The organism is Pseudomonas sp. MF6396 (assembly GCF_002018915.1).
Taxonomy (GTDB): domain Bacteria; phylum Pseudomonadota; class Gammaproteobacteria; order Pseudomonadales; family Pseudomonadaceae; genus Aquipseudomonas; species Aquipseudomonas palmensis.
The window spans coordinates 90716-100179 of the sequence record NZ_MVOK01000015.1; the positions used below are offsets into that span (position 1 = coordinate 90716).

Annotated in this window: 2 protein-coding genes; both read left to right on the top strand. The window is 67.9% G+C overall.

Going from position 1 to position 9464, the window contains the following annotated elements:
* Positions 1–106 precede the first annotated feature (106 nt).
* Positions 107–8698: a glycoside hydrolase family 94 protein gene (locus tag MF6396_RS16625; RefSeq protein WP_078480978.1), complete on the top strand. Its 8592-nt coding sequence runs from the start codon at positions 107–109 to the stop codon at positions 8696–8698.
* 26 nt (positions 8699–8724) lie between these two features.
* The gene (locus tag MF6396_RS16630) at positions 8725–9447 is read left to right on the top strand and encodes a Crp/Fnr family transcriptional regulator (protein WP_043862791.1); all 723 of its coding nucleotides are present in this window, start codon (positions 8725–8727) and stop codon (positions 9445–9447) included.
* The last annotated feature ends 17 nt before the right edge of the window (positions 9448–9464 follow it).

Genomic DNA, 9464 nt, shown 5'->3' on the forward strand with positions numbered 1-9464 from the left:
GGTTGCCGGGCACAAAGCCCACTGTGTTCGCTAGCGAACAGACGCCTGCGCCATGCGTCGCCACACTGGGGGCCAGACCCCGCGACGCGAGCACCTACAGGCCTTTATGGATAATTACTGGAGCCGTGCACGCGCCAGCCTGCGCAACGCAGGCCTTTGGCGCACCACACCCCGCAAGTTCGAATACGAAGCCATCCTGCGCTCCGAACTGTTCAGCGCCGAGCAGATGGCCGCCCACGGCACCTTTCTGGCCCAGCACCACGCCCTCAGCCCCCGCAGCGGCAAGGACACCCTGCTGGCACGGCTGGCCGACAACGAACGGACCCTGGCCAGCAGCTGCGCGGTGCTGATCGCCGAACAGCCCACCGCACGACGGGTCACGCCGGCGGCCGAATGGCTGCTGGACAACTACTACCTGGTCGAAGAACACATCCGCATCGCCAAGACCCACCTGCCCAAAGGCTACAGCCGCGAGCTGCCACGCCTGGCCAACGGCGTGTCCAGCGGGCTGCCGCGGGTGTATGACATCGCCCTGGAAACCATCGCCCATGGCGATGGGCGCGTCGACGTGGACAGCCTGAGCCACTTCGTCGAGGCCTACCAGAGCGTCACCTCCCTGGCGCTGGGCGAGCTGTGGGCCATTCCGATCATGCTGCGCCTGGCGCTGATCGAAAACCTGCGCCGGGTCGCCTCGCGGGTCATGGCCAGCTGGGCCGACCGCAACCTGGCCAACGACTGGGCCGACCGCCTGCGCGAGACCGCCGGGCGCGACGCCAAGAGCGTGGTGCTGGTGCTGGCCGACATGGCGCGCTCGCAGCCGCCGATGACCGCCGCCTTCGTCGCCGAGCTCGCACGCCGCCTGCAAGGCCAGAGCGCCGCGCTGATCCAGCCGCTGACCTGGGTGGAGCAGATGCTCGCCGAATCCGGCCTGAGCATCGAGCGTCAGGTGCAGCTCGATGCCCAGCAGCAGGCAGCCGACCAGGTCTCGGTCAGCAACAGCATTGCCAGCCTGCGCCTGCTCGCGACCAGCGACTGGCGCGAATTCGTCGAGCACATGAGCCACGTCGAACGGGTGCTGCGCAGCGATCCTGCCGGCATCTACCCAGCCATGGACTTCGCCAGCCGCGATCATTACCGGCATGTCATCGAACGCCTGTCCCGGCACAGCGCACAGTCGCAGGCGGCAATCGCCCGCGCCGCCGTCGAACTGGCCGCCGGTGCGCCCAGCCCGCTGCCACACGCCAGCGCCACCACCCATGTGGGGTTCTACCTGGTCGGCGCCGGGCGAGCGCAGCTCGAGCGCCGCGTGCACGCCGGCGTGGCGCTGGGCGAGCGTTGGCGGCGCCTGCTGCATCGCGCGCCACTCACGTTCTTCCTCGGCCCGGTGGCGCTGCTCACGCTGGGCCTGAGCGCACCGCTGCTGTACACCACGCTGCGCGATGGCTGGCCACTGGCAGTGCTGCTTGCGCTGGCCCTGCCCACGCTGGTGATGACCAGCCGCCTGGCCATCGACCTGGTCAACTGGCTGGTGACCCTGAGCGTGACGCCCCGCCTGCTGCCGCGCCTGGATTTCAGCGAGGGCCTGCCCGCTGAGGCGCGTACTTTGGTGGTGGTGCCCACGCTGATGGCCAATGCCGCCGATATCGAGGAGTTGGCAGAGGGGCTGGAAGTGCGCTTTCTGGCCAATCGTGACGATTACCTGCACTTTGCCCTGCTGACCGATTTTCTCGATGCGCCCAGCGAAACCCTGCCTGAAGACGCCGCGCTGATGGCCCTGGCCGCCAGCCTGATCGAGGGCCTGAACCACAAGTACCCGAACGATGCGCGCTTCGTGCTGCTGCACCGTCCGCGGCGCTGGAACCCCGCCGAGCAGGTGTGGATGGGCGTGGAACGCAAGCGTGGCAAGCTGGCCGATCTCAATGCACTGCTGCGCGGGCACGGTCAGGGGCGCTTCATGTTGCAGGTGGGGGATGTCCAGGTGCTGGCGGCGGTACGTTACGTCATCACCCTGGACACCGACACCCAGCTGCCGCGCAATGCGGCCCGCCAGTTCGTCGGGGCCATGCAGCACCCGCTCAACCGCGCCCAGGCCGGCAGCGGTTACGCCATCCTGCAACCGCGGGTCGGCATCAGCCTGCCCAGCGCGGCGCGCTCGCTGTATGCGCGACTGTTCGGCAGCGACGCCGGCGTCGACCCGTACACCCGCGCAGTGTCGGACGTGTACCAGGACCTGTTCGAACAAGGCTCGTTCATCGGCAAGGGTATCTACGACGTGGATGCGTTCGAGCAGGCGCTGCAAGGCTGCCTGCCGGACAACCGCATCCTCAGCCATGACCTGATCGAGGGCTGCTACGCCCGCAGCGGGTTGCTCAGCGATGTTCAGGTGTTCGAAGAGTACCCGGCCCGCTACAGCGCCGACGTCAAGCGCCGCCACCGCTGGATTCGCGGGGACTGGCAACTGCTGCCGTGGGTGCTGCCCTGGGCGCCCACCGCTGGCGGCACCTATGCGCGCAACCGGCTGGATGCCCTGGCCCGCTGGAAGCTGTTCGACAACCTGCGCCGCAGCCTGGAGCCCGGTGCATTGCTGTGCCTGTTGCTGTGGGGCTGGCTGGCCTCGGGCCGGCCCGGGCTGTGGACCCTTGCCGCGCTGTTGCTGGTATTGACCCACGCGGTGCTCGGCACCCTGCTGGAGATGCTGCGCAAGCCTGTCGACGTACCCCTAGCGCAGCACCTGTGGGCGGCGCTGCGCGGCTGCGCCCTGCATTTCGCGCGCGCCGGCCTGCACCTGGCCTGGCTGCCGTATGAGGCCTACTACAGCCTTGACGCTATCGTGCGTACGCTGTGGCGCATGCTGGTCAGCAAGCAGCGCCTGTTGCAATGGAGCCGGTCACGGGAAGTCGAACGCACCAGTGTCAATCGCCTGGGGGCCTTGTACCGCAGCATGTGCAGCGCCCCGATACTGGCCCTGGTCGTGGGCCTGTGCCTGCTGCCAAGCCCCATGACCCTGGCCCTGGCGGCGCCCTTGCTGCTGGCATGGCTGGCCAGCCCGGCACTGGCCTGGTGGATCAGCCGCCCCTCCCCGCGCGCGCACTTCGACCCCACTGCCGAAGACCTGCGCTTTCTGCGCAACCTTGCGCGCCAGACCTGGGCGTTTTTCGAGCAATACGTCGGCCCCGACGACCACTGGCTGCCCCCCGACAACGTGCAGGAACTGCCGGTTGCCCGCATTGCCCACCGCACCTCGCCCACCAACATGGGCATGGCATTGCTGGCCCACCTGGCCGCCCACGATTTTGGCTACCTTGGCGGCGGGCGGCTGCTCGAGCGCCTGCAGTCCATGCTCGACAGCATGGACGGGCTGGAGCGTCACCAGCGCCACTTCTACAACTGGTACGACACCCTCACCCTGAAACCCCTGCCACCGCTGTACGTCTCCACGGTGGACAGCGGCAATCTCGCCGGTCTGCTGCTGACCTTGAAGCCCGGCCTGCTGGGCCTGGCCGACACACCGCTGGATGACCCGCGCCAGGCCCAGGGGTTGCTCGATACCCTGGAAGTCTTCGGCCAGGCCCTAACCAATGCCGGCCTGCCCGCCACCGAGGTACAGGCGTTATGCCGGCGTCTGCTGGCACCTCAGCCACACGATCTGGCGCAGCTGCTGCAGGACGCACTCGACCTGCCGGCGCCCGCCGACGATCCGGATGCGCGCTTCTGGTTCGACAGCCTGCAACGTCAGTGCACCGAGCAGCGCGACGAACTGCTGCGTTTTGCCCTGCCTGCCACCAACGAACCGGGCACGCGGCCGCCGACCGGTTGCTGGCGCGACCTGGCGCGGCTGGACGCCGAGCAGTGGTGCGCTGCCGATCGCCCGCAGGTGCTGCAGGTACAGGCCCTGGCCCGCCAGCGCATGCAGCAGGCGGCGCAGCTTGCCCAGCGCGTCGAGGCCATGGCCGACATGGACTTCGGCTTTCTCTACGATGCCCGCCGGGAGTTGTTCGTGATCGGCTACAACGTCGATGAGCGACGCCTGGACAGCGCCTTCTACGACCTGCTGGCGTCCGAAGTTCGCCTGACCAGTTTCGTGGTCGTCGCCCAGGGCCAGGTGCCGCAGGAAAGCTGGTTTGCCCTGGGGCGCCTGCTGACCAGCAATGCCGGGGTGCCGGTGCTGCTGTCGTGGTCCGGCTCGATGTTCGAGTACCTGATGCCGATGCTGGTGATGCCCAGCTACGAAGGCACACTGCTCGACCAGACCTGCCACGCGGCCGTCACCCGCCAGATCGAGCATGCCAGCCAGCTGGGCACGCCCTGGGGCGTTTCGGAGTCCGGCTACAACACCGTCGATGCGCACTTGAACTACCAGTACCGCGCCTTCGGCGTGCCGGGGCTGGGCCTCAAGCGTGGCCTGGGCGAGGACAACGTGGTCGCGCCCTACGCCAGTGCCCTGGCACTGATGGTCGCGCCTGCGGCCGCCTGCCACAACCTGCGGCGCCTGGCCAGGCAGGGGGTGGCCGGGCGGTTCGGGCTGTACGAGGCGGTCGACTACACCCCGGCACGCCTGCCCCCTGGCACCGATGCCGCCGTGGTGCGCTCGTTCATGGCGCACCACCAGGGCATGAGCCTGCTGGCCCTGACCTCGCTGCTGCTGGGTCAGCCCATGCAGCGGCGCTTTGCCGCCGAGCCGGCCTTCCAGGCCTGTGCCCTGCTGCTGCAGGAGCGCGTGCCCAAACGCGCCACGCAATACCTGCATGCAGCCCAGGCGCCTACCGTCGACGATGCCAGCCAGGGCAATGAAACCAAGCTGCGCGTGTTCACCGACCCGGACCGTCGTCGGCCGGCCGTGCAACTGCTGTCCAACGGGCGCTACCACGTCATGGTCAGCAATGCCGGTGGCGGCTACAGCCGCTGCAACGACATGGCGGTGACGCGCTGGCGCGAAGACATTGCCAGCGACAGCCTTGGCACCTTCTGTTACCTGCGCGACGTGGCCAGCGGGCATTTCTGGTCCACGACCTACCAGCCCACCCAGCATCGCGCGCACAGCCAGGAAACCGTGTTCACCGATGCCCGCGCCGAGTTTCGCGTGCGCGAGTTCAACTTCGACTGCCACACCGAGATCGTGGTGTCCCCCGAGGACGATATCGAGCTGCGTCGCCTGCACCTGACCAACCGCGCCCGTACCCGGCGCACCCTGGAGCTGACCAGCTACGCCGAAGTGGTGCTGGCCTCGGCCATCAGCGATGCGCTGCACCCGGCGTTCAGCAAGCTGTTCGTGCAAACCGAGCTGGTGCGACCGCTGCAGGCGATCCTGTGCAGCCGGCGTCCGCGTGCCAGTGACGAAGTCGTGCCGTGGATGTGCCACCTGCTGGCAGCCCACGGGGCGGACATCGAGCAGATCTCCTACGAAACCGACCGTGCCCGCTTCATCGGCCGCGGCCGCACCCTGCAGGCGCCGGCCGCGCTGACGGACACCTGCGAGCAGCTGTCCGGCACTGCCGGTGCGGTGCTCGACCCGGTCGTGGCCATCCGCTGCCGTATCAGCCTGGAGCCTGGCCAGAGCGCCACCATCGACCTGGTCACCGGGGTCGCCGACAGCCGCGAGGCCTGCCTGCACCTGATCGACAAATACCGCGACCGGCACCTGGCCGACCGGGTGTTCGACCTGGCCTGGACCCACAGCCAGGTGCTGTTGCGCCAGCTCAACACCTCGATGGCCGATGCCAGGCTGTTCGAGCAGATGGCGGCCTCGGTGCTGTATGCCAACCCTGCATTGCGCGCCGAAAGCGCCGTGCTGGCCAGCAACCGGCGCAGCCAGTCGGGGCTGTGGGGCCAGGCGATCTCCGGCGACCTGCCCATCGTGCTGGTGCAGATCGCCGACCCGGCCAACATCGAGCTGGTGCAGCAGATGGTCCAGGCCCATGCCTACTGGCGCCAGAAAGGCCTGGTGGTGGACCTGGTGATCTGGAACGAAGACCAGGCCGGCTACCGCCAGCAACTGCAGGACCTGATCATGGGCCTGGTGACCTCCGGGGTCGAAGCGGCCCTGCTGGACCGCCCGGGCGGCATCTTCGTGCGTCCTGCGCAGCAGCTGTCCAGCGAAGACCGCACGCTGATGCGCTCGGTGGCACGCCTGATACTCAACGACAGCCATGGCAGCCTGGCCGAGCAGGTCCACCGGCGGCGCATCGAGCCGGCCCTGGCGCCGTTCACCCCCAGCCTGCTGCAAGGGCCGCAGAGTGCCGGCTACACGCTGCAGCCGCTGGCCATGGCGCCCACGCTGGGCAACGCCTACGGCGGCTTCAGCGCCGACGGCAGTGAATACATCATCAATCATCGCCCGGGCCAGCCGACCCCGGCGCCCTGGGTCAACGTGCTGGCCAACCCCGGGTTCGGCAGCATCGTCTCGGAAACCGGCGGTGCCTACAGCTGGTACGAAAACGCCCACGAGTACCGTTTGAGCCCCTGGCACAATGACCCGGTCAGCGACCCCGGCGGCGAAGTGCTGTACCTGCGCGACGAAGATTCCGGGCAGGTCTGGTCGCCGACCCCGGCGCCCTGCCCGGGCAGCGGCGCCTACCGAACCCGCCACGGCTTTGGTTACAGCGTGTTCGAGCATGTGCAGGACGCCATACACAGTGAGCTGTGGGTGTTCGTGGCGCTGGATGCGCCGGTCAAATTCTCGCGCCTGGTGCTGCGCAACACCGGCGATCGTGCGCGACGCCTGTCAGCGACCTGCTACGTGGAATGGGTGCTGGGGGACTTGCGCAGCAAGTCGGCCATGCACGTCGTCACCGAAGCCGACCCGTTCAGTGGCGCGCTGTTTGCGCGCAACGCCTACTCCATCGAATTCTCGGGCCGCGTGGGGTTTCTGGACTGCGACTGGCCCCAGGCCGGCCTCAGTGGCGACCGGGTCGAGTTTCTGGGGCGCAACGGTACCCTGGCCGACCCGGCAGCCCTGCGCCGGGCGCGCCTTTCGGGGCGCCTCGGCGGCGGCATGGACCCCTGTGGTGCGCTGCAGGTGAGCGTCGAGCTGGCGCCTGGTGAAAGCCGCGAAGTGGTGTTCCGCCTGGGCGCCGAGCAGGATGCCAAGGCCGCCACCCGGCGGGTGCAGCAATACCGCGGCGTACGCGCCGCCAACGTCGAACTGGCGCGGGTCACGCAGCACTGGCGCACCACCCTGGGCAGCCTGCGCATCCACACCCCGGAGCCTGCGCTGGACGTGCTGGTCAACGGCTGGCTGATGTACCAGGTGATTGCCTGTCGTTTCCATGCCCGCAGCGGCTATTACCAGTCCGGCGGTGCATTTGGCTTCAGGGACCAGTTGCAGGACAGCATGGCCATGGTGCACGCCGACCCTGCCAGCAGCCGCGCCCACCTGCTGCTGTGTGCCCGCCACCAGTACGTGCAGGGCGACGTGCAGCACTGGTGGCACCCGCCGATGGATCGCGGCGTGCGAACCCGTTGCAGCGACGACATGCTCTGGCTGGCCCTGGCCACCAGCCGCTATGTGCTGATCACTGGCGACACTGCGGTGCTGAACGAGCCCGTCGGCTATCTGGACGGTCGCGCACTCAACAACGGCGAGGAGTCCTACTACGACCTGCCCGGTCATTCGCCCCTGCAAGAGTCCCTCTACCAGCATTGCCAGCGCGCGCTGGAGCACGGCCTGTGCGTCGGGGCCCACGGCTTGCCGTTGATGGGCAGCGGCGACTGGAACGACGGCATGAACAAGGTGGGCGAGCACGGCATCGGCGAAAGCGTATGGCTGGGCTTTTTCGCCCACGAGGTGCTGCGTCGGTTCGCCGAAACGGCGCAGTTGCATGGCGATGCCCGCTTTGCCCAGCGCTGCGGCGAGCAGGCGCGGCGGCTGCGCAGCAACCTGCAGGCCCATGCCTGGGACGGCGCCTGGTACCGGCGTGCGTACTTCGACAATGGCCAGCCCCTGGGGTCGACCAGCAACCAGGAGTGCCGCATCGATTCCATCGCCCAGAGCTGGTCGGTGCTGTCGGGCGCCGCGCCCCTGGATCACTGCCGCAGTGCCATGGCGTCGCTGGACCGCCACCTGGTGCGGCGTGATATCGGCATCGTGCTGCTGCTGGACCCGCCGTTCGACAAGGGCACGCTCGACCCCGGCTACATCAAGGGCTATGTACCGGGGGTTCGTGAAAACGGTGGCCAGTACACCCACGCCGCCGTGTGGGCGAGCATGGCATTCGCCCGCCTGGGCGACGGCGCCCGCGCCTGGGAACTGATGCGCATGATCAGCCCCCAGAGCCAGGGCCATGCCACCCGCATCGACACCTACAAGGTGGAGCCCTACGTGATGGCGGCGGATGTCTACGGTGTGGCGCCCCATGCCGGGCGCGGCGGCTGGAGCTGGTATACCGGTGCGGCCGGATGGATGTACCGGCTGATCGTCGAATCGCTGCTGGGGGTGGAGCGCCAGGGCAACACCCTGCTGCTGCAACCGCTGCTGCCGCCCGAATGGTCGGGCTTCAGCCTGCAGTACCGGTATGGCGCCAGCGTTTATCACATCGATGTGCACCACGGCACACAGGCCGTACAGGTGCTGAGCCTGGATGGCGGGGTGATCGACGGCACAAGCCTGTCGCTGGTCGATGATGGCGCCGAGCATCAGGTCACCTTGCTGTGCGCTGCATCGGCAACCGCGACGTTACCCTTGCTAAAGGGAGTACCCTAGGGCCTTACCCTATGGATGCCGGCCCCATGTCCCATGATCCAGCCAGCGGGCAGAACCATCTGCTCGCCGCCCTGCCCGACCCGGTACGCGAGCGGCTGCTGCCGCACCTTGAGCAGGTTGCCTTGCCGCTGGGCAAGGTGATCTACGAGCCAGGCGACAGGCTGACGCATGTGTACTTTCCCACCGATGCCATCGTTTCGCTGCTGTATGTCATGGAAAACGGCGCCTCGGCGGAGATCTGCGTGGTGGGCAATGAGGGGCTGGTGGGCATTGCGGTGTTCATGGGCGGCGAAAGCACCTCCAACCGTGCCGTGGTGCAAAGTGCCGGGCTTGCCTGGCGCTTGCCGGGCCAGCGGCTCAAGGACGAGTTCGACCGCCATGGCGAGCTGTTGCTGCTGATGTTGCGCTACACCCAGTCGCTGATCACCCAGATGGCACAGACCGCCGTGTGCAATCGCCACCACTCGATCGATCAGCAGTTGTGCCGCTGGCTGCTGCTGTCGCTGGACCGCCTGACCGGTAACGAGCTGAACATGACCCAGGAGCTGATCGCCAACATGCTGGGCGTGCGCCGCGAAGGCGTCACCGATGCGGCCGGCAAGTTGCAGCGCCTGGGGGTGATCGAGTACAGCCGCGGGCACATCAAGGTGCTCGATCGGCCGCAGCTGGAACGACTGAGTTGTGAATGCTATGCGGTGGTGCGCAGTGAAACCCAACGCCTGTTGCCCTATTTGCCGTTACGTACCTAGTTTTCCATACCCAATAC